Source organism: Lentilactobacillus sp. TOM.63 (genome assembly GCF_030361045.1).
Classification (GTDB): domain Bacteria; phylum Bacillota; class Bacilli; order Lactobacillales; family Lactobacillaceae; genus Lentilactobacillus; species Lentilactobacillus dabitei.
In genome coordinates this window covers 1-19884 of the sequence record NZ_JAUCAP010000046.1, presented here as the reverse complement: position 1 = coordinate 19884, position 19884 = coordinate 1, and the positions used below count along the sequence as shown (strand labels likewise).

The following is a 19884-nucleotide window of genomic DNA, read 5'->3' as shown; positions in this document are numbered from 1 at the left end:
GCCCGATTCTTCATTCGGACCAAGGTTGGCAGTATCAAATTCCTGATTATCAACGCCGCTTAACGCACATGAATATCTGTCAAAGCATGTCCCGAAAGGGAAACTGCCATGACAACGCACCAATTGAAAGTTTCTTTAATCTGATGAAACGTGAGTGTCTCAATCGATACCAAATTAATGATATTACTGCTTTACGTAAATTGGTAAAACAATATATTCAGTGGTTCAATAATGAAAGAATTTCTAGGAATAAAAATGGCCTGACCCCTGTAGAATACAGGAATCAAGCCATGGTAGCTTAAATCAATATCTAAACTTGTCTAACTTTTCTGTTGCACTTCAACAGCGTCTTCGTAAATAGGGCGTTTTTAATTTAGTTAAAAAGAAAACAGGCAAGCCTAATTAGCTTGTCTGCAAATCAAAAACTACTTATCTGATTTTTTCTTGAGGTCATCGACAGTGTCTTTAACGGCATCTTTAGCATCGGCAATTTTGTCTTTAGCCTTACCAAGAAGTCCCTGGCCTTTTCTGGATGTAAGCTGATTCCTGAGACAACTTTTAAGAGAGGGTATAATGAATAAATCGTCTCTCAAAAGGAAGGAGTTTTTACATGCCAACTCGTTACGACAAAGAATTCAAACAAAACATTATCAACCTATATAAGCAAGGCGAATCAGCCGCCCAACTGGCCAGAGAATATGGCATTGGCTATTCAACCGTTCATAAGTGGATCCAGGGCCAGGCCAAAACTCAATCCGGTAAATCGCAAGACGAAATCAAAGCGATGGAAAAGCGACTGGCTTCGCTGTCTGAGGAGAACGAAATCCTAAAAAAAGCCCTGGGCTTCCTTGCGCAGAAGTAACCAATATCTTTGATTACATTCACCAAGAAAGCCATCACCACCAGGTAACCAAGATGTGCCGAATCCTCGGTGTTTCCAGAGCTCAGTATTATCGTTATCGATCCCCCAAACCTTCAAAACGCCGGGCCGAAGATGCGGACTTGAAACAACGGATTCTGCGGATCTTTGCGGAATTTAAGCAGCGATACGGTGTTATGAAGATCCACCATGAATTGAATCTGGAACTTCAACCACTGCAGCTTCGGTGCAGTCCACGACGGATTTCCCGGCTCATGAAGGAACTGGATATCCACTCCGTTACCGTCAATAAGTGGAAAGCGGCTTCGGCTTCCAAAACCAAGGTTGAACAGCGTCCCAACTTGCTTAAGCAGGATTTCTCGACCACTGGTTTAAATCAAAAATGGACCGCTGATATGACCTATATTCAAACGAAGCGTAATGGCTGGTGTTACTTATCAACCATCATGGATCTGCACTCAAGACGAATTATCGGCTATTCATTCTCAAAAAAGATGGCTACTGATTTAGTCTTAAAGACCCTGGAAAGCGCGGTTAAAAATCGAACCATTACTGGGGACCTGATTATCCACACAGACTTAGGATCACAGTACACCAGCGATGATTACAACCAACGGTTAACAGAACTACATAGCCGCCACTCTTACAGCCGTAAGGGGTGTCCATACGATAATGCACCAATGGAATCTTTTCATGCTTCCCTCAAAAAGGAATGTGTTTATCCAGTGCCGGTCTTTGAGAATTATGAAACTGCCGCTGCTGTCCTTTTTGAATATGTGCATGCTTTCTACAATAGGAAGAGAATTCATAGTTCACTGGGCTACCAGACCCCCTTACAAGTTGAAATCGCAACACTTACGAGCCAAATGGCCGCCTGATTTAATGCTTTCCAGGGTTCAAATAAGTTATTAATCGCGATTAATGATTTATTTGAGCTGTGGCAGGTAAACGCGGTTCTGAATGTCTCTTAAAATCTGTCTCAAATATTGACTTCAATCCATCAGCTCCCCCTATTATTAGGCAATGAGCCTAATTAACGTAAAAACATTGCACCTTGTCATCAGTTGAGAGCGTAAAATATCTTGTACACTATGCTGCTTATTGCACTCAAATATATTTTGTATATTAAGTATATTAAATATATTTAATATACTTTCCGATTCCTTCTGTCATACAGTAAACGTTCATTTTCACTTAACGTGTTCAAATATGCCTGCATTGCTACTTTAACTACGTCATACATTGGTATGTCTTTGGCATATGAAATACTTCTTATCATTCTGAGTACTGGCGGATCTACCTGTACAGGCTTTCGATCTCGCGCTTTATATGCTTTATCACCGTAACTAATTTTTACGTCGTCATCAATTTTGATATCTTTGGCACTCGGCTTTTTGTTGTTTTTTGGATTATTCAATAGAGCCATTTGGAGTAATCTCCTTTCCTAATGGGAGTGTTTTATTGGTTAGAGGATCATAATATTTTTGAGTATAAGAGAAATCAACAATGTCACCATATTTTTCAAATGAAGCAATTCTTTTTTCAAGTTCTGTAAATAAGTCAGCGAATAAAGCAAACATTCGACGATCCTCATAATCGTTCAGTGAAATTCCTTGTTCCCCAAATCCTTCTAGGCGATCATGCCTCTTTATAATTGTAGAAAACACATTGTCTTTTCCATAAACATCCACAGTCTTTTGATAATTTTCTAATTGATTTTTGCGTTTGGTTTGAAACATAGTTGGTAAAATTCCAGCAACTTGAAAATGTGCATCATCTGGAAATGCATTCAGCATTGGTTGTAGATAGGTATCAATTAACATGCTAGTTCCATCCATACTGAATCTTTTTACCTCTTGCACAGCTACGATGTAATCTGATGTCATTGTTATCGCATCTACAGAATTATCTGTTGAAGGTGCAACATCAAAAAAGATATAGTCATAATTATTTTTAATTTCATCAATCATTTTTTTTAGAAACATGTAGCGCGAACGCTTAGTTTTCGAATTATCTAAAATCCATTCATTAAGGTCATGTGTCCCTTGGGAACCAGGGATAAGATCGAGATTATCTGTTAAGTGGTATATAGCTTGGTTTAAGGTTCCACTTTGTACGGCCTTTGTAAATGACTGAGGATATTCAACTGTTCCAAATGTTCGAGTCATATTTGATGTTGTATTTGCTTGTAAATCAACATCAATTAATAAGACTTTTTTATTGAATAATGATTTTTTGGCAGCAACAATCGCCATCATATCAGTATCGGTTGTTTTTCCAACGCCACCCTTTAAGTTAGTTAGAACAATAATTTTCCCCATTATTTTCCTCCAAATATATTTAATATAGTCAATGTATTTGATATATTTAGTATATTGACTATATTAAATATACCGATTATATCAGTGTTTGTCAAAAGTATATTTTTCCTTTTTTTGTTGTTTTTTTTAAAGGAAAAGATTACACTTTAAACATAATAAGAAAAACCCTAATTAAAAATTATCGGGGGGAAAAAAGCTTTAAATTCAGACATACGGTTCTTATACTTGCATAACTCATTTAGCACACCATGTCCATGATAGTACTAAGTTTTCAATACAACTGAAAGGACACCCAAGCCCGCCTTATGTAATTCATCACTTATTTCTTCTCTTGATTTTAAATGTTTTCGATAGATACTTACTTAACCATCCAGGAGTGTTTAATGATATCTTCTATCGCGTATTGGTTTCATCCTAAAGAAACGTAGCCTAAATAAAGTTGCAGCTAGAGAACACAACACTATTCTAAATTCAAAGTAATTTAACAACCGAATAATAGATCGAGCTAGGCAGAAAAAATCCCCGATTCATGAGGAATCAGGGATTTTAGGCTTAGCAAGTAGCTGTCGTATAGCTACTTAGATTCAGTCGATTTAGACCGCCAAGTAAAAATCGACTGAACATTGTTCTTAATTTGTAGGTTAATTATACCGCAAACCAGTCCCAATGGACAAGTTAAGGATAGTTAAAAACAAGTTAAAGTCAATGGACTAAGTAGCTAACCAGAGCTATTTAGTCCATTTTTTGTTGTTAGAACTTAAAAAAGTTGCCGACTGGGCAACTCACAAACAGACACATGCTGATGAATTACAAAGCCGCCAGACCAATGAAAGCTTTGTAATTCATTTAGAGCATATCAGATTTGTATTTTAAAGCAAATCAAATGTTTTAGCAACTCTCTTTTGAGATAGCGTGTGTCAGTCAAGAAAGGGAGTTTTGATAATGGATCAAACAAATTTCAATTTTATTCAATCTAAAAAAGCTTATGGAACGAGATTTTTTCAATTCCCACAAGTTTTGCTCTACGGTGAAGAATATAAAGAATTAAGTGACAGTGCAAAATTAGGATATATGATATTACGTGATCGTTTAGACTATTCCTTACACAATAATTGGATCGACGAAAAAGGACGCGTATATTTCATTTTTACTAATCGAGAACTTAATCAAATTTTTGGTTGGAATGATCGAAAAATTGGAAGAGTAAAACGAGAATTGGAAGAAGCTAGTTTATTGTATCAAGTAAAAATGGGATTTGACCCGAAAAAGAAAAAGAACTTACCCAACAGGCTATATTTATCAGACTTAGAAGTAACCGCTAAAGATGTTTATGCTAAACATGGTTTTAACGAAACGACGGCTAAAACCCTTGCTACGAGCGGACAGGACAAAATGACAGCCCGACAAAAAAATATTGAGATGGCTGAAACCCTTGCTACGAGCGGACAGGACAAAATGACAGCCCGACAAAAAAACGTTGAAACCCTTGCCACGAGCGGACAGGACAAAATGCAGGTGAATCTAGACTATACTAAAAAAATAGATACTACTAGATATAATATAGATACTCAAAAGTTGGACTTTTCCACAGCCAATTTCTCACCAGCAGAAATTCAAAAGCAAAACCAGGATTTGGTGAACCATGCTAATGACTTCTTAACTGATGAAGACAGTGGCTTACCGGTTTTCTTAGAACCAGAAGCTGTGCAACTACTTAGTTTTTGGTGCCGTACCCCGCAACAAATGCGGCGCTTAATTGGCATTATCTTAAATGCTAAGTACCGAGTTGAAAAGGATCATCAAGATATTGGGGTTCTAATCCCGCTTGACGACGAAGAACTTAAACCTTTGATGACTAAAGCCTTGAGACGCTACTTTAACGCCCTAAGAAGCAATGAGAAGCATATCAAGAACGTGGAGAACTACTTATACGGCACCATGCAAAACCTATTTGGCGTTTGGTGGAATAAACAAGCGGCTAGAGAATATGCGGCCAAACACCCCGAAGAACAGAACACTGACAATGGGCCTTCTTGGAATTAAACGTCATATGGGCTCATTTAAGCCGTTTTAAGTGTTGCAGTGCATAATTATATTAAAACTGCTTTAAAATCACTTAGAAACAAAAATAGGGGCCTTAAGTGGTTGAACAGGCGATGACTGAACTAAGCGAATGTGAAAGGAGCTTTTTAAATGACCAAACCCAGCAAAGGAATCGAAACAATTGATCAATTGCTGGCTGACCCCTGGGCAGTCAATATTCAAGACATTTGGGAACAAGCAGCACATAATCAAGATCCTGATAAGCGCAAGTTGTTTGACGCGTTACACACTTACCTCTTAGATAAACGCCAAGAGAAAATTATCAACGAAAAGCATTTCGTGATTTAACATGAGTGAGCTAAAAAGATACCTCATCGTAGCTGGTATAAACGGCGCTGGTAAAAGCACTTTATATCGCGCGAGACCCGAATTATTTACTCACTCCAAACGATTAAATGCCGATGAAATCCTACAAAAAATGGGTGGCGATTGGCGTAAAGATCGTGATAACTTTAGGGCAATGCGCGAAGAAATAAAACAATTCCAGCGGCTTTAGATATCGGGCGGAGTATCCATGTTGAAACAACCTTGGCTGGCCAGGGTAGGGCGCAATTGAATTTAATTGATCTGGCTCACCAAAATGGTTTTGAGGTAACACTTTTATACGTGGCGTTATAAAACGAAAAAGTAACAATTAATCGAGTTCATGAACGGGTCAAAAAAGGTGGGCACGGGGTACCAGATGAAGTTGTTAAAAAACGCTATAATCAATCAAATTATAATTTAGCAGCAGTTGCATTCAAAGCTGATAACGTCGTGATCTGCGATAATAGCCAAAAATTTGTATCAGTTTACAGAAGAGAGCATGACCAGGTAATTAAAAATAATTTGCGAGATTTTCCTTGAATAAGCCCCAAAATCACCTTTGAAGCAGCCGTTCAAAAACAATTAAATTCCTTTGTTAAAAAAAATTCAGATTTAAAAATTAGAAATCCCATGAATGATTCAGAAAATAAAAACGATCGGCCTAGTTATTATTAGGTTGATCGTTTTTGAATTTATTCGGTTTATGGGCATTAACGTAATTGGCAAATATTTTTAAAAGTTCTTCGGTTTGTTCGACCGATAGGTTATCAGCTTGAAAGTATTTTTCGAGCAAAGCACCTTTTTGAATTAATCGGCGAGAACGGGCTTTGCGGGCTTGGCGATTTTCATAGTATTTAGATTGCCGCAATTTAAAATCTTCTCGCTCAATTTTTTGTTTTAAACGCGCTTGTTGCTCAACTAGTTTTTCATATTGATTAGGCATAGTCATTACCACCTAACTATTATCGGTTATTTTGAGCTTGATTTAAAAAGGCGGCAACTTTTTTAGCAATCATTTTAATCTGTGGAGTGGTAAGTGTCCCATAATCCAAATTGGCTGATCTAATGATTTGCTTACCGAGATTTTGTTCAATTTTATTTTTTTCAGCTTTAATCTTTTGATTAAGCTGTTTTAATTTGGCTTCTTGTTTTTCTAAGTTACTTTGAGACATAATGATCCCTCCAATCGTATTAAAAATAATCACCGACACTATATCATACAGAGAATGTTAAGTCAAAGGATAGAAGTTGAAATAGCGAAGCGGAAGGCATACACTAAAAGTAAATTTAGGAGAATCAGCAGGCCGAGCGAAACGAGGTCAATGCGCACTTACACCCCACTAAATTCTTGTGGGGTAAATCGTGCTAAAATCCTGTATTAGAAGTCGCCGATGGCGACAACAAGGTCAAAACCCATAGAATCAAAGGAAGACGGTGACTGACATGGCAATATTCCACATGAGTTTTAGTAATATTAGTGCTGATAAAGGACGAAGTGCGATTGCCAGTGCCGCTTATCGAAGTGGTGAAAAGCTATTTGATGATCAAGAAGGTCGCCACTATTTTTATGCCCGATCGATCATGCCAGAAAGCTTTATTTTGACGCCTAAAAATGCACCAGCATGGGCCAGTGATCGAGAAAAATTATGGAACGAAGTAGAAAGAAAAGATCGGCGAGCAAATTCTCGGTATGCGAAAGAGTTTAACGTGGCTTTACCGGTAGAATTAAGTGAATCCGAACAGAAAGAATTACTGACAAAATATGTGCAAGAAAATTTTGTTGATGAGGGCATGGTAGCCGACGTGGCAATTCATCGCGACCACCCAGATAATCCGCACGCTCATGTGATGTTAACTAATCGGCCGTTTAATTCAGATGGAACATGGGGAATTAAGAGCAAAAAGCAATATATTTTAGATGATAATGGCAACAAAACATATACCGGAACTAGCAAGTACCCTAAGAGTAGAAAGATACTGATGGTCGATTGGGATAAAAAAGAAAAAATAACTGAATGGCGGCACAATTGGGCAGTTAGTGTCAATCAGGTTTTAGAGCAAAAAAACATTCCTGATCGGATCAGTGAAAAATCATTTGTGGAACAGGGAATAGCTGACACACCAATGCAACACGAGGGAATCAATAGCAAACGGCATGAAAGAAAGGCATTTAATCAACAAGTTAAGAACTATCGTAAGTCCAAAGCTGGCTATAAAAATATGCAGGAGAAAGTAGTTAATCGAGGCCACTTGGATAGCCTAAGTAAACACTTCTCGTTTAACGAGAAAAAAGTGGTCAAAGAGTTAAGCCACGAACTGAAAACTTATATTAGTTTGGAAAGTTTAGATGATAAGCGGCGCATGCTATTTAATTGGAAAAACAGTACCTTAATTAAGCACGCTGTTGGTGAAGATGTCACTAAGCAATTATTGACAATTAACCAACAAGAAAGTTCACTAAAAAAAGCAGATGAGCTCTTAAATAAAGTAGTTGATCGCACGACTAAAAAACTTTATCCAGAGCTTGATTTTGAACAGACAACCGCGGCTGAACGACGGGAATTGATTAAAGAAACTAATAGTGAACAAACGATTTTCAAAGGCAGTGAATTAAACGAACGTTTAATGAATATTCGTGATGATTTATTGACCCGACAATTATTGACCTTTACCAAACGGCCATACATTGGCTGGAAGTTATTAATGCAACAAGAAAAGGAAGTCAAAATCAAGCTTAAATATACGCTGATGATTCATGATGATAGCTTAGAAAGTCTAGAACACGTTGATCAAGGTCTACTAGAAAAGTATTCACCAACCGAGCAGCAAAAGATTACTCGAGCAGTCAAAGACCTACGGGCAATCATGGCCGTTAAGCAAGTCATTAAAACGCAATACCATGAAGTATTGAAAAGGGCCTTTCCCAAAGGCGATTTAGATGGATTGCCATTGATTAAACAGGAACAAGCCTATACAGCCGTGATGTACTATGATCCTGTTTTAAAGCCATGTCAGGCTGAAACAATTGAACAGTGGCAAGCAAATCCACCACAGGTGTTCAGTCCCCAAGAACATCAACAAGGACTAGCTTATTTATCGGGACAGCTTAGCTTAGATCAGTTAGAAAATCATCACTTACAACGGGTTTTAAAGCATGATGGTACTAAACAACTCTTTTTTGGCGAATGCAAAGCTGATCCGACGATTAAGAACAGTCAGATCGAGAAAATCCAAATGCAGTTAAAAGAGCAACAAGCCAAGGACGACCAGTACAGAAAAGCAAATATCGGACATTATCAACCACTGAACTACAAGCCAGTTAGTCCAGACTATTACTTAAAGACGGCCTTTAGTGACGCGATCATGACTGTTCTATATGCTCGTGATGAAGATTACCAACGGCAAAAACAAGAACGCGGCTTAAAAGAGACCGAGTGGGCAATGACGAAAAAGCAACGGCAACACCAAACTCGAAACCGGCATGAAGATGGGGGCATGCACTTGTAATCACAAAATTAGCGACTGGTTAATTGGTATGAATGGTAACCCATAATGTATTTTATATTGATAAAAATTTGGTACGTAGAGCGTGCCCGATTAGTTACCTATAGCTGCCAGCCTTGTGTATGGCCTATCAAAGAGACCAGGCAATCAAAAACTTTAAGCCGGAACCCTATTTTGAACTAAATGCTGAAATTCTTGCTAATCAGCAAAAATTTGTCGCAAAATTAGACCCCTATCAGCGATTTAAAGACGAAACAGGGCTAATGACATTCATGCAGGCTAAACACGTTCAGAAAGGCTCACAGGACGGTTTTATCAAGGACGTCCAAAAACAAGGCAAAAAGCGTGCTAGTCCCCAACCATTCTCGCTATCCAGTCTCCAGAGTGCCATGAATAAACGTTATCACGCTAGCGCCAGCCAAACCTTAGCGGCCATTCAAAGTTTATATGAAGCCAAGTTGCTGAGTTATCCCCGAACGGATTGTGCTTATATCACTGATGAAGAATTTGACTATTTAGTGGCTAATCTGCCGAAGTATCTGGGTTTAGTCTCTAAGAAGCTGTCCAAGATCTATGATTTTTGATATACTTCTATGTAAAAAGCGAGTTTAAGCTATGAAAAATTATCCCAGCAATATTACTCGGCAACAATTTGAATTAATTCGACCAGCTTTAGAAAATTTTCGTAAGCGAACTAAGCCTCGAAAATATGACCTCTACGAGGTCTTCTGTGCGGTCCTATATGTCTTGAAAACCGGTTGCCAATGGCGTCAAGTCCCCGGTGATTTCCCAGAATGGCGGTCAGTTTACAACTATTACAAAATTTGGTCAACTAAAGCTGAGCCTACGGCTGATTCCTTATTAAAACAAGTTTTAAAAAAATTGTCATTGCTCGGCGAACTTACCAAGGACGTTCAGCTTTAACTTCCTTTATTATTGTTGACGCTCAGAGCGTCAAAAACACCGCTACTGCTGAAAACAAAGGTTACGACGCTGGTAAGAAAATCTCGGGGATTAAGCGCCATCTGGCAGTTGATATCAATGGCTTTCCGCAGGCCATTCACATGACGCGAGCGAACGTCTCTGATCGAGACGGAGCCAGTGCAATGATCGCTTTACATGCCATGCATTTACGCCAGGTTCAAAATGTCTTAGTTGATGGTGGTTATTTCAGGCGTTAATTTTCAGCTCGATGTAGCCAGTAATTTAAACGCAACCGTGCAGGTTGCGAAGCGCAATGAGTTGCATCGATTCGAAGTCATGCCCCAACGTTGGGTAGTCGAACGATCTTTTAGTTGGCTAGAGAATTGTCGGCGACTTTGGAAAAATTGTGAGCGTCAATTAACCACCAGTCTGCAAATGGTCGTTTTAGCGTTTTTAGCACTATTACTTAAGAGATTTTAGACAGCTTCTAATAAATGACTATGTTGTAAGAGTTCAACGAGCTTATCTTTGTCATTGATACTGTATAAGTTGTTTAGCCAGTCTTTATCTTGGATCCAGCGCATTAATAACCCAAGGTAAGAAAGATGTTGTTGCTCGTCTATTGGGGCTAAGCCAATCACTAATTTAATTTTTTTAGTGGATTCAGTTAAAGCGAAAGGCTTCTTAAATACGGTAATACTCATTCCTAATTGAGTGACACCGTCGTTTGGGGAAGCATGAGCCAACATGATGCCGTTTCCTAATCCCATATAGGGGCCATGTCTCTTTGTCAAATCAATAATTTTATTAATATAATCTTGACTAATTTGGCCACTTTCTTGCAAGGGATCCATTGAATATTGGATAGCATCCTCCCAATGATCGACATGAGGTACGATCTGGACATCCTTTTCAGATAAAATCGGGGCGTCATGCGTTCTGTTAAGTGCCGTTGGTTCTTTGTGAGTTGTTTGTGAGAGGTAGGTACGTAATGCACTTTTTAATCCGTTAGCATCAACTATTTTGGAATAGTTTGCAATGATGTCGATAAGTGTACCAACGTTAATTTGTGGGATTGAGTCTCTGGCAGTTAAATTGGCCATAATCAATGCCTGATTAATGGTGTTCCATTCGATGCCTGATGGTAATGCGGAGACACTGATAATGGGAATTTGTTTTTTGGAATGTAAGTGGATTGTACTAATCACTAACTTTATTCGCGCTAGCGTACTATTTTCATATTGGATAACATTCATTGGACCGGAAAAGTTAACTGATGGGTAAGCTGTTCTGAGCTTCTTTAGTAATAACTGTGACGTTCCGATACCGCTGGAACAAACTACAAGAACTTCACCAGAGTTAGAAACAGTTGAGTATGCATTTCTAAGTACCCCTCCGAAGTAAAGTGCGATTAGAGCAATTTCATCGTCAGAGAGTTGTTTGTTTAGAAATGTTTCAAAGGGTTGGACTGCTAGCCTTGTGAGATCAAAGGTTTCTTGGTAACTTTCCTTAATTTGTTTGAGGCTTGGATGACGATAATTGATATTGAACTTAACACGATAATACGTTGAAAGTAGATGAACAGTGAGATTATTAACCAATGAATTTTGAGTTGGATTAATTGAAACACCTGCGACTTCGTTGAATCGTTGAATAATTGAATTAGTAATTGGCTTCAGGATTTGAATTAGTGGATCGTTCCAATTGACGAAGGAGAATTGCCGAGAGTTTACAAACCGTGCCAGGTATTCTGCTTCAGATCGATTTTCAATTTGATTATCATGTAGCAAGCTGTTGGCCCATGTGAAGGCGAGCGAATAATGAGGATCTGGTTTTTGATCTACCAGACGCATGCTTGGATCTTCCAAACGCTTAAGATACCACGTTATATAATGTTTAAGCATTTCTCTAGCATCGTCAGTCAATGCATTGCCAGTAATTCTTTCCAAAAGTTTTAATTGTTTAAGAACCATGTTGTTAATAGGAATTCTAGTTTGCTGATTATATAATTCTATGAGTTCGTCGGCATTTTCATATACCCATTTACGCTTATTTAATTCATCGCCAACAACCACTTTTCCCTTACTAGTATTGGTAATACCTAAATGTTGTTTTTTGAGGATACTTTCAACAGACGTTAAATCTCTAATGATCGTATTTTTAGAAACTGATAAATATGATGATAAGAACATGAGTGAGGAATAATGTCGTGATATTAGGACGAAAGTAATTAACATAACCCTCTGAGAAAGTGTTAGACCACTGAATACGGGAGTGCTATTTACGTTTTGCAATTCCTGACGAGTTTCATCAGGAATGTAATAACCCATATTTTGAACGTTAGTAATCCCATATAATTCATGATCATCCAATTCTTCATTGATTTTCTTGATTAAGTAAAAAACACTTCGTCGAGACAAGCTTAAGGAATCCATTAAATCAGAAACGGGGGTAAACGTATCCGATTGTGACAAAATATTTAATAGCTCATTACCGTGCTTGTATTTACTAAATTTAATCATAAATAAAATTCCCCACTAATAAGTAGTTACAAAGTTGCACTTTTTATGATGCTATTATTGCACTTGTGAACAGATTAATCAATATATATACTCTTAACTGTAATAGGGTAGTTAAATATTAATTTATCTGTGGAGGTGAATGGTTTGTTATCGGATTTATTGAATGCGCATACAATACAAATTAAAGACGGCGGTAGTTATAAATGGGAAGACGCGATTCGCAAGGCCGCCCAGCCCCTAGTTGATCTAAAATTTGTTGAAAACGCATATGTTGATTCAATGATTGACGTTGTACAAGAAGAGGGACCATATATCAATATTGGACCACAAATTGCACTTGCGCATGCTAGACCAAGCGATAATGTTCACAAGATTGGTTTGTCATTACTAAAGACGAATTCATCAGTCGATTTGGTTAGCGAAGATCATCCGGTTAAACTTTGGTTTGTTTTGGCAGCGACCGATAGTAATAGTCATTTAAGTGTTATTCAGCAACTGATGGCAGTTCTAACAAATAACGATATTTTGAATAAATTGTTAGAAGCAAAGTCAGTAGATGAGTTGATTGAAGCCTTGGGAGAGGCCGATAAAACAGAAGAGTAACAACATTAGGAGGAACAATTATGAAAATTTTAGCAGTTTGCCAAAGTGGTTTAGGTACAAGCTTTATGGTTCAGATGAATATTCAGGCAATTATGAAGGATGAAAATGTTGATACAAGCAATATCCAAGTTGATCATTCAGATGTTGGTAGTGCTTCAGCAAATGCAGCAGACTATTTCTTTGTAGAATCTACCCTCGCTAACGCCGTTAGTTCACTTCCAAAAGATAAAGTTGTTTTGCTTAAGAGTCTAATTGATAAGAATGAGACTAAAGAGCATGTTAACGATATTTTGGATCGAGAGAATATTAAATACGATGCTAAGTAGGCTAACAGCCGCAGGGGGTTCTAAGTTATGAAAGCAATATTAAATCTGTTCGTCAGTATTGCAACCCAACCAGCTATGTTGGTTGCTTTGATTGCGATGCTGGGATTATTACTTCAAAAGAAAAAGAGTACTGAAGTTATCCAGGGAACAATTAAGACTTTCGCTGGGTTCTTGGTTCTGATTGGTGGTGCTGGAATTCTAAGTAATTCATTGACACCGTTTGCTTCAATGTTCAAATTTGCTTTACATGTTCAAGGAGTTGTTCCAAGTAATGAAGCCGTGGTTGCGATTGCCCTTGTTAAATATGGGACGACAACTGCTTTAATTATGTTGGTTGGTATGATTGTTAATATTCTATTAGCAAGATTTACACGATTTAAGTATATCTTCCTTACCGGGCAAGCAATGCTTTATGTATCGTGTTTGACTGCCGTTATTTTGGTCAGTGCACACCTTGGATCAGGATGGCAAACAATTGTACTTGGCGGTATTTTTGAAGGGACTTTATTAACGGTAACACCCGCACTTTGCCAGCCGTTCATGCGTAAGATTACAGGCGGCGATGAAGTTGCGATGGGTCATACAGGTAATATTGGTTATGCCATTTCCGGGTTAATGGGAAAATGGTTCGGTGATCCTAAAAAGAGTACAGAAGATTTAAAGATTCCTCAAAGTTTAGGATTCCTACGTGATTCAACAGTTTCAATCACATTATTAATGGGGATTGTTTACATTATTTTAGCTATTATGGCGGGCCCCCAATTTGTTGAAAAGAATTTAAGTGCAGGGAATAATTACATTATTTATGCAATGATTCAGGCTGGTACATTCGCTGCTGGGTTCGTTGTTGTTCTGCAAGGAGTTCGAATGATTTTGGGTGAAATTATCCCGGCATTCCAAGGGATTGCTCAAAAGCTTGTTCCTAATTCCAAGCCAGCTCTTGATGTTCCAATTATTTTCCCATATGCACCAAATGCTGTTTTACTAGGGTTCTTTGTTAGTTTTATCGTTGGTACTTTATCAATGTTTGGAATGATTGCGATGGGCACCACTGTTATTATTCCTGGAGTTGTTGGTCACTTCTTCTGTGGCGCCGCAGCGGGTATTTACGGAAATGCTGCTGGTGGTCGTCGAGGTGCAATCATTGGTGCCACGGTTAATAGTTTGATTATTAGCTGGTTACCATTATTTATTCTACCAGTTCTTGGTGGTTTGAAACTAGCTGCATCAACGTTTGCTGATACAGACTACTTAATTCCCGGGATCTTGTTAGGAAACTTAGGTGGGTTTGGAAAGATTGCACTGATTGTTGGAATTTTAGGATTTCTTGCCTGTGTTCTTATTCTTAGTGCAATTCTCACTCAGCGAGCAAAGTCTACCAAAGCAAATCAAGATTAATTATAAGATATAAATAGGAGGCAGTTTTATGAGTTCACCAGATGAAATGAAAGCGGTTAATGCGCTCAGATTTTTAAGCATTGATATGATTGAAAAAGCTAAGAGTGGTCATCCAGGACTGCCAATTGATGCTGCACCAATGGCATATGTTCTTTGGGAAAAAATGATGAATTTTAATCCTAAGGATCCAAAGTGGTTGAACCGCGACCGGTTTGTCTTATCTGCAGGTCATGGATCAGCATTGCTATATAGTCTGCTTCATTTCAATAAATTCAGTGTCTCAATGGATGATATTAAACAATTTCGTCAATTAGGGTCAAGGACTCCGGGTCATCCAGAGTTCGGTCATACTGAAGGCATCGATGCAACGACTGGTCCTTTGGCTCAGGGCCTTGGGATGGCTGTTGGGATGGCTATTGCTGAACGACACTTAGCTAATGTTTATAATCGTCCGGATTATAACATTATCGATCATTATACGTATGCACTTGTTGGTGATGGTGACTTGATGGAAGGATTGAGCCATGAAGCCTTAAATATTGCCGGCGATAAGAAGCTGAGTAAATTAATTGTTTTGTATGATTCAAATGACATTTCATTAGATGGACCACTTAGTTTGAGTACAGAGGAAGATGTTGCGGGGCGCGTCAAGGCAGCTGGCTGGGATTATAGCTATGTAAAAGATGGTAATGATCTTGATGCCATTCAATCTGCAATTGAATCTGCAAAGAGAACGGACCAGCCTTCGTTTATTGAAGTAAAAACGGTTATTGGCTATGGGACACCATTGGCAGGTACCAATAAAGTCCATGGTGCAGCTATGGGACCAGAAAACGTCGAAAAAACTCGAGAAAATTACCATTGGGATTTAGCACCATTCGAATTTTCAAAAGATATCTATGATATGTACGATAATTTCGTTAACCTTAAGAGTGTTGCCTACAGTGACTGGAAAGATTTGTTTAACAAGTATTCGTATGAATATCCAGCAGAAGCTGGGCAACTACGGGCCAATACTTTGGATACAAGTAGCATTAAGACATCTTACAAGCCGGGAGATGAGATCGCTACCCGGGTTGCAAGTTCTGAGCTTTTACAACAGGTTGCGGATAAAAATCCCCAGTTCTGGGGTGGCGCGGCTGATTTATCTTCATCTAATAAGACTTACTTAAAAGATGATGGTGATTTTACCGATGAAAACCCTAGTGGAAGAAATATTTTCTTCGGTGTTCGGGAGTTTGGAATGGGAGCTGCCGTTAATGGAATTAATCTTCATGGCGGAAGTCGAGCTTTTGGAAGTACCTTCTTCGTCTTCAGCGATTACATGAAGGCAGCTATCCGACTTGCAGCAATCCAGCATTTGCCATCAATTTTTATTTATTCCCATGACTCATTAGCAGTTGGTGAAGATGGCCCAACACACGAACCAATTGAACAGTTAGTTGGCTTACGAGCAATTCCAAATGTTAATGTTATTCGACCCGCAGATGCAAATGAAACGGAAGCTGCTTGGAAAGTTATTGGTGAAACAACTGACAAACCGAATATCCTGGTGACTTCGCGGCAGAAATTGCCCGTGCTAAAGGAAACGCTGGCTGCTCCAGTTGCTAAGGGTGGTTATATACTTTCTGATTCTACTGCTGCAACGCCAGATGGCATTTTGATTGCTAGCGGTTCCGAAGTTCACCTTGCTTTAGAAGCTCAAAACAAATTAAGTGAACTGAACTTTGACGTTCGAGTTGTCTCAATGCCATGTATTGAGTTGTTTAACCGACAAAGTCAAGAATATAGAGATTCCGTTTTGCCACCTGATGTTGAACACCGGGTTGCTATTGAAATGGGAACCAGCTTCGTATGGTCACAATTCACGGGTCTTAAAGGCGCAATTATTGGTGTTGATCGCTTTGGGGCAAGTGGTAAAGGACCAAAAGTGGTTGATAGCTATGGCTTTAACACAGAAAATGTTGTTAATACTTTCAAAAAACTATGGGATAAATTTTAAGCATTGTAAAGCTAATAAGGAGGGAAGATTTTGTCCAAGAAAGTTAGTGGAATTGCTGCCAGCGATGGAATTGGTATTGCCAAAGCCTACTTGTTGGTTGATCCGGATTTAAGCTTTAAAAAACAGACCATCTCAGATGACGCTGCAGAAATTAAGCGACTTCATGCTTCCTTTGATAATTCCATTGAAGAGTTAAAAAAGATCAAACAGAATGCAAAAGCTAGCCTTGGTGAAGATGAAGTTGCAGTGTTTGATGCTCATATTGCGATGTTATCTGATCCAGATATGATTAAGCAGATCGAGGATGAAATTAAGACTGATAAGGTTAACGCAGAACAGGCGTTAGTTGATGTGACGACTAACTTTGCTGAGACGTTGGCTGCAATGACCGACAATAAGTATATGCAAGAACGAGCAGCAGATGTTAAAGATATTTCCAAACGGGCATTAAGTCACCTGCTTGGTAAACAATTGCCGAATCTTGCTTCAATAAACAGTCCGGTGATTATTGTTGCCCATGAGATCACGCCTTCAGATACTTCTCAGATGAATAAGAAGTATATTAAAGGAATGATTACTGACATGGGTGGTCGAACCAGTCATTCGGCTATCATGTCGCGGACACTTGAAATTCCGGCAGTGGTTGGATCCGAGAAGGCTACTATCGAGATTGCTAACGGTGATCAGCTGATTCTTGATGGGCTGAACGGGGTTGCGATTGTCAATCCATCGCAGGTCGAAGTTAGCGAATATGAACAAAAGGCGACTGAATTTGCGACCCAAAAGGCTGAATGGGCGAAGTTAGTCGATGCGCCTTCAGTTTCAAAAGATGGTAAGCAGTTTGAAATTGCGGCCAATATCGGTACCCCAGCAGACGTTGATGATGCGCTAAAAGCTGGTGCAGATGCAGTGGGCCTGTTTAGAACAGAATTCCTGTATATGGATAGCGATTCTCTGCCAACGGAAGACCAGCAGTTTGAGTCGTATAAAAAGGTTGCTGAATCGATGAACGGCAAGCCAGTTGTTATTCGGACGATGGATATTGGCGGTGACAAACCATTACCATATCTGCCATTGCCTGAAGAAATGAATCCATTTTTGGGCTACCGGGCAATTCGAATTTCACTTGATCGCCAGAATATCTTTAGAACACAGTTGCGTGCTTTAATCAGGGCATCAAAGTTTGGCCAGCTTAGAATTATGTTTCCAATGATTGCGACGCTGGATGAATTTCGTAAGGCTAAACAAGTCTTTATGGAAGAAAAGCAAAAATTACAACAAGATGCTCCAGGTCTTGGTGATGATATTAAGCTTGGAATTATGATTGAAATTCCAGCAGCTGCGATTTTTGCGGATCAATTTGCAAAGGAAGTTGATTTCTTTAGCGTCGGCACTAACGATTTGATTCAGTATTCCTTTGCAGCTGATCGAGGTAACGATGCGGTTTCGTATCTTTACCAACCACTGAACCCTGCTCTCTTAAGGTTGATTAAACATGTTATTGATTCGGCACATGCTGAGGGTAAGATTGCAGCAATGTGTGGTGAAATGGCCGGCGACCAACGGGCATTACCACTTCTTTTGGGAATGGGGCTTGATGAGTATTCGATGAGTTCTAGTTCAATTTTAAGGTCTCGAAGCCAGATGAGAGGCCTTACCACAGGCGAATGTTCAACTATTGTCGACGAGGTTTTAGCGAAGTGCCAAACAGCTGATGAAGTTGAATCATTAGTTAACAAACGTCTCACGGGTGTTACCCAATAATCATTAATGACAGTCATACAAGCAAGAGGTTGAAACGATGAGTCCAACAGGAATTTGTTTCAGCCTCTTGTTGTACATATAAATAAAGGAGAATTTTACGATGACACATCAAGATGAGCTGAAGAAATTAGTTGGCGAGGAAGCAGTTAAATTCATTAAGGATGGTATGGTAGTTGGCTTGGGGACAGGATCAACAGTCAGATTTATGGTAGATGCTTTAGGAAAGCGAGTTAAAGATGAAGGGCTATCCATTGTTGGTGTCCCAACTTCTGAAAGAACGAAAAAGCAAGCAAGCGATTTAGGAATTGAAACTAAGGGAGTTGATGAGGTTGACCACATCGATTTAACAATTGATGGTGCTGATCAAATCGATCCTAATTTTCAAGGAATTAAGGGTGGCGGTGGTGCTCATCTCTGGGAAAAAATCGTTGCGATTAATTCTGAAAAGAATATGTGGATCGTTGACGAAAGTAAGATGGCAGATCAACTTGGATCATTCCCGTTGCCACTTGAAGTAATTCCTTATGGTAGTAAGCAGCTTTTCAAACGCTTGGAGGTTAGTGGCTATCATCCAAAGTTTCGAATGAAAAATAATCATTATGTAATGACAGATTCAAATAATTATATTATTGATTTGCATATGAACAAAATTAATAATCCTCAAGAAGTTGCTGCGAGTTTGGATCATATGACCGGAGTCGTTGAACATGGTTTGTTTTTGGATATTGTTAATACAGTAATTGTTGGTCGTGAAACTGGCCCAGAAATTTTACATGCAAGATAGTAGCCTATGAATGATTAATCGTTAATTTGTAAAGAGAGACTTACAATTATAAAACACCCCGATATTTAGATGAACATAATCAACTAAATATTGGGGTGTTGTTTTCTTTACCAATAAAAAAAGAAGATTAATCGCTGTTCCGTTTGTGATGGCAACTTTGATCACCACAAATATATTGATTAAATTCTTCTATTTCCTCTCCTAGCAATAATAAACCAAAGTATTCTACTTAATAATATGCAAAAATCGTTCCAGCTGTTCCTTTGGGTTCGGATCACCCGTGATTGATCCACCAACAACGATTATTTCAACAAGTCCTTGTTCTTTAGAAGCTGTCCAAGATCTATGATTTTTGATATACTTCTATGTAAAAAAGCGAGTTTAAGCTATGAAAAATTATCCCAGCAATATTACTCGGCAACAATTTGAATTAATTCGACCAGCTTT

Annotated in this window: 17 protein-coding genes and 4 pseudogenes; 15 read left to right on the top strand and 6 right to left on the bottom strand. The window is 38.7% G+C overall.

Annotated features, from left to right (window positions below; genetic code table 11):
- Nucleotides 1-302: IS3 family transposase (locus QUF07_RS09460; protein ID WP_289427281.1), on the top strand; the 302-nt coding region annotated here is incomplete at its 5' end.
- A 123-nt stretch (nucleotides 303-425) separates the two neighbouring features.
- Here the strand turns inward: QUF07_RS09460 and QUF07_RS09455 are convergent.
- Nucleotides 426-521: pseudogene (locus QUF07_RS09455) on the bottom strand (CsbD family protein); the annotation flags it as partial.
- 89 nt (nucleotides 522-610) lie between these two features.
- Between QUF07_RS09455 and QUF07_RS09450 the strand changes: the two are divergent.
- Together QUF07_RS09450 and QUF07_RS09445 are read left to right on the top strand one after the other, a co-directional pair.
- Entirely contained in the window at nucleotides 611-862 is a 252-nt protein-coding gene (locus QUF07_RS09450) for a transposase (protein ID WP_289427280.1), read from the top strand.
- A gap of 5 nt (nucleotides 863-867) precedes the next feature.
- Nucleotides 868-1758 carry an IS3 family transposase gene (locus QUF07_RS09445; RefSeq protein WP_353960963.1) on the top strand — a complete coding sequence of 297 codons (891 nt, stop codon included), beginning with the start codon at nucleotides 868-870 and terminating at the stop codon, nucleotides 1756-1758.
- A gap of 266 nt (nucleotides 1759-2024) precedes the next feature.
- On the opposite strand, the gene prgO is transcribed toward QUF07_RS09445, so the two are convergent.
- Both prgO and prgP read right to left on the bottom strand, forming a co-directional pair.
- Complete coding sequence (prgO, locus tag QUF07_RS09440) at nucleotides 2025-2306, bottom strand: DNA segregation protein PrgO (RefSeq protein WP_056981140.1); 282 nt, start codon at nucleotides 2304-2306, stop codon at nucleotides 2025-2027.
- On the bottom strand, nucleotides 2290-3201 hold the full coding sequence (prgP, locus tag QUF07_RS09435; RefSeq protein WP_082619689.1) for a ParA superfamily DNA segregation protein PrgP: 912 nt from the start codon (nucleotides 3199-3201) through the stop codon (nucleotides 2290-2292). The genes prgO and prgP overlap by 17 nt, the downstream gene beginning before the upstream one ends.
- 942 nt (nucleotides 3202-4143) lie before the next feature.
- Here prgP and QUF07_RS09430 point away from each other — a divergent pair.
- The 3 genes and pseudogenes from QUF07_RS09430 (at nucleotide 4144) to QUF07_RS09420 (ending at nucleotide 6285) form a co-directional block, all read left to right on the top strand.
- Nucleotides 4144-5244 carry a replication initiator protein A gene (locus QUF07_RS09430; RefSeq protein ID WP_289427278.1) on the top strand — a complete coding sequence of 367 codons (1101 nt, stop codon included), beginning with the start codon at nucleotides 4144-4146 and terminating at the stop codon, nucleotides 5242-5244.
- Nucleotides 5245-5394: 150 nt separating this feature from the next.
- Nucleotides 5395-5592: a hypothetical protein gene (locus QUF07_RS09425; protein ID WP_289427277.1), complete on the top strand. Its 198-nt coding sequence runs from the start codon at nucleotides 5395-5397 to the stop codon at nucleotides 5590-5592.
- Nucleotide 5593: 1 nt separating this feature from the next.
- Nucleotides 5594-6285, top strand: a pseudogene (locus QUF07_RS09420) (ATPase).
- Here the strand turns inward: QUF07_RS09420 and QUF07_RS09415 are convergent.
- Nucleotides 6272-6553, bottom strand: a complete 282-nt coding sequence (locus QUF07_RS09415; protein ID WP_289427276.1) for a hypothetical protein — start codon at nucleotides 6551-6553, stop codon at nucleotides 6272-6274. The pseudogene QUF07_RS09420 and the gene QUF07_RS09415 overlap by 14 nt on opposite strands.
- Nucleotides 6554-6572: 19 nt before the next feature.
- Nucleotides 6573-6782, bottom strand: a complete 210-nt coding sequence (locus QUF07_RS09410; RefSeq protein WP_021816943.1) for a hypothetical protein — start codon at nucleotides 6780-6782, stop codon at nucleotides 6573-6575.
- Between the two features lie 271 nt (nucleotides 6783-7053).
- Here QUF07_RS09410 and mobQ point away from each other — a divergent pair, with 271 nt between their 5' ends.
- The 3 genes and pseudogenes from mobQ (at nucleotide 7054) to QUF07_RS09395 (ending at nucleotide 10518) form a co-directional block, all read left to right on the top strand.
- Nucleotides 7054-9117, top strand: a complete 2064-nt coding sequence (mobQ, locus tag QUF07_RS09405; protein WP_289427274.1) for a MobQ family relaxase — start codon at nucleotides 7054-7056, stop codon at nucleotides 9115-9117.
- A 119-nt stretch (nucleotides 9118-9236) separates the two neighbouring features.
- A pseudogene (locus QUF07_RS09400) lies at nucleotides 9237-9680 on the top strand (DNA topoisomerase); the annotation flags it as partial.
- Between the two features lie 49 nt (nucleotides 9681-9729).
- A pseudogene (locus QUF07_RS09395) lies at nucleotides 9730-10518 on the top strand (IS5 family transposase).
- Here the strand turns inward: QUF07_RS09395 and QUF07_RS09390 are convergent.
- Complete coding sequence (locus QUF07_RS09390) at nucleotides 10515-12560, bottom strand: BglG family transcription antiterminator (protein ID WP_289427273.1); 2046 nt, start codon at nucleotides 12558-12560, stop codon at nucleotides 10515-10517. The pseudogene QUF07_RS09395 and the gene QUF07_RS09390 overlap by 4 nt on opposite strands.
- A 144-nt stretch (nucleotides 12561-12704) precedes the next feature.
- Between QUF07_RS09390 and QUF07_RS09385 the strand changes: the two genes are divergently transcribed.
- The 6 genes from QUF07_RS09385 to rpiA all read left to right on the top strand — a co-directional run bounded on the left by QUF07_RS09385 (nucleotide 12705) and on the right by rpiA (nucleotide 19437).
- On the top strand, nucleotides 12705-13163 hold the full coding sequence (locus QUF07_RS09385; RefSeq protein WP_040471856.1) for a PTS sugar transporter subunit IIA: 459 nt from the start codon (nucleotides 12705-12707) through the stop codon (nucleotides 13161-13163).
- A 20-nt stretch (nucleotides 13164-13183) separates the two neighbouring features.
- The gene (locus QUF07_RS09380) at nucleotides 13184-13489 is read left to right on the top strand and encodes a PTS sugar transporter subunit IIB (RefSeq protein ID WP_008857741.1); all 306 of its coding nucleotides are present in this window, start codon (nucleotides 13184-13186) and stop codon (nucleotides 13487-13489) included.
- 27 nt (nucleotides 13490-13516) lie between these two features.
- The gene (gene ulaA / locus QUF07_RS09375) at nucleotides 13517-14887 is read left to right on the top strand and encodes a PTS ascorbate transporter subunit IIC (protein WP_289427271.1); all 1371 of its coding nucleotides are present in this window, start codon (nucleotides 13517-13519) and stop codon (nucleotides 14885-14887) included.
- 28 nt (nucleotides 14888-14915) lie between these two features.
- The gene (gene tkt, locus QUF07_RS09370) at nucleotides 14916-16889 is read left to right on the top strand and encodes a transketolase (RefSeq protein WP_289427270.1); all 1974 of its coding nucleotides are present in this window, start codon (nucleotides 14916-14918) and stop codon (nucleotides 16887-16889) included.
- 30 nt (nucleotides 16890-16919) lie between these two features.
- Nucleotides 16920-18653 (top strand): phosphoenolpyruvate--protein phosphotransferase, encoded by a 1734-nt coding sequence (ptsP, locus tag QUF07_RS09365; RefSeq protein WP_080291169.1) that lies wholly within the window; start codon nucleotides 16920-16922, stop codon nucleotides 18651-18653.
- Nucleotides 18654-18753: 100 nt separating this feature from the next.
- Nucleotides 18754-19437 carry a ribose-5-phosphate isomerase RpiA gene (gene rpiA, locus QUF07_RS09360; RefSeq protein ID WP_289427269.1) on the top strand — a complete coding sequence of 228 codons (684 nt, stop codon included), beginning with the start codon at nucleotides 18754-18756 and terminating at the stop codon, nucleotides 19435-19437.
- The last annotated feature ends 447 nt before the right edge of the window (nucleotides 19438-19884 follow it).

Coding starts and splice junctions, on each gene's coding strand:
- QUF07_RS09450 (WP_289427280.1), top strand. CDS start 611: ATGCCAACTCGTTACGACAAAGAATTCAAACAAAACATTATCAACCTA.
- prgO (WP_056981140.1), bottom strand. CDS start 2,306: ATGGCTCTATTGAATAATCCAAAAAACAACAAAAAGCCGAGTGCCAAA.
- prgP (WP_082619689.1), bottom strand. CDS start 3,201: ATGGGGAAAATTATTGTTCTAACTAACTTAAAGGGTGGCGTTGGAAAA.
- QUF07_RS09430 (WP_289427278.1), top strand. CDS start 4,144: ATGGATCAAACAAATTTCAATTTTATTCAATCTAAAAAAGCTTATGGA.
- QUF07_RS09425 (WP_289427277.1), top strand. CDS start 5,395: ATGACCAAACCCAGCAAAGGAATCGAAACAATTGATCAATTGCTGGCT.
- QUF07_RS09415 (WP_289427276.1), bottom strand. CDS start 6,553: ATGCCTAATCAATATGAAAAACTAGTTGAGCAACAAGCGCGTTTAAAA.
- QUF07_RS09410 (WP_021816943.1), bottom strand. CDS start 6,782: ATGTCTCAAAGTAACTTAGAAAAACAAGAAGCCAAATTAAAACAGCTT.
- mobQ (WP_289427274.1), top strand. CDS start 7,054: ATGGCAATATTCCACATGAGTTTTAGTAATATTAGTGCTGATAAAGGA.
- QUF07_RS09390 (WP_289427273.1), bottom strand. CDS start 12,560: ATGATTAAATTTAGTAAATACAAGCACGGTAATGAGCTATTAAATATT.
- QUF07_RS09380 (WP_008857741.1), top strand. CDS start 13,184: ATGAAAATTTTAGCAGTTTGCCAAAGTGGTTTAGGTACAAGCTTTATG.
- ulaA (WP_289427271.1), top strand. CDS start 13,517: ATGAAAGCAATATTAAATCTGTTCGTCAGTATTGCAACCCAACCAGCT.
- tkt (WP_289427270.1), top strand. CDS start 14,916: ATGAGTTCACCAGATGAAATGAAAGCGGTTAATGCGCTCAGATTTTTA.
- rpiA (WP_289427269.1), top strand. CDS start 18,754: ATGACACATCAAGATGAGCTGAAGAAATTAGTTGGCGAGGAAGCAGTT.